Source organism: Streptomyces tateyamensis (genome assembly GCF_003205575.1).
In the GTDB taxonomy this organism is placed as follows: Bacteria; Actinomycetota; Actinomycetes; order Streptomycetales; family Streptomycetaceae; genus Kitasatospora; species Kitasatospora tateyamensis.
The window spans coordinates 1-607 of the sequence record NZ_PYBW01000267.1; the positions used below are offsets into that span (position 1 = coordinate 1).

A 607-nucleotide genomic window follows, 5' to 3' on the forward strand; every position below is an offset into this window, starting at 1 on the left:
CTCAGCTGCGGAACTCAGGGTGCAGCCGCCGTATCCGGCGGCTCGCAGGGCGGGGAGTTGGTCTGCGGTGACGAACGCGGGCGGGTAGAAGACGCGCAAACGGCGGCCGGCTGCGGCCTGGCGGATCTGGACGCACAGCTCCGCCCATTCGGAGGGCGGGATCTGGAAGTGGGGCTTGTCCAGTCCGAGTCCGGTGGGGGTGAAGTAGTGGAAGGAGAGCATCTCCAGGCCGATGTGGTCAGCGAGGTCGATGGCGTCGAACACGTCGGCTTGGTTGGCGGTGGTGACAGTGAAGATGGCGCGGGTCTGGAAGCCGTCGGCGACGGCGTGCTTCATGCTCGCGAGAAGGGGGCGCCAGGTCTTCGGGCCCCGCATCGCTTCGTGAGTCGCCTGGTGGGCGCCGTCCATGGAGAAGGAGAACGAGTCGAGCCGGTCCTTCAGCAGCGGCCAGGTCTTGGGGGCGATGAGGCCATTGGAGGTCAGGACGACCTTGTATCCCTGGTCCTTGCAGACGTCGAGGATGTCGCCGAACTGAGGGTGAGTGGTCGGCTCTCCACCCAGGAGGTAGACCTTGTACTGGCCGTAGGCCCTGAGTTCCGCAGCTGAG

1 protein-coding gene is annotated in these 607 nt (G+C 66.2%); it reads right to left on the reverse strand.

Annotated elements, in window-relative coordinates; translation table 11 throughout:
- The coding region (locus C7C46_RS33275; protein WP_146259329.1) for a radical SAM protein at positions 1–607 on the reverse strand (607 nt) is incomplete at both ends.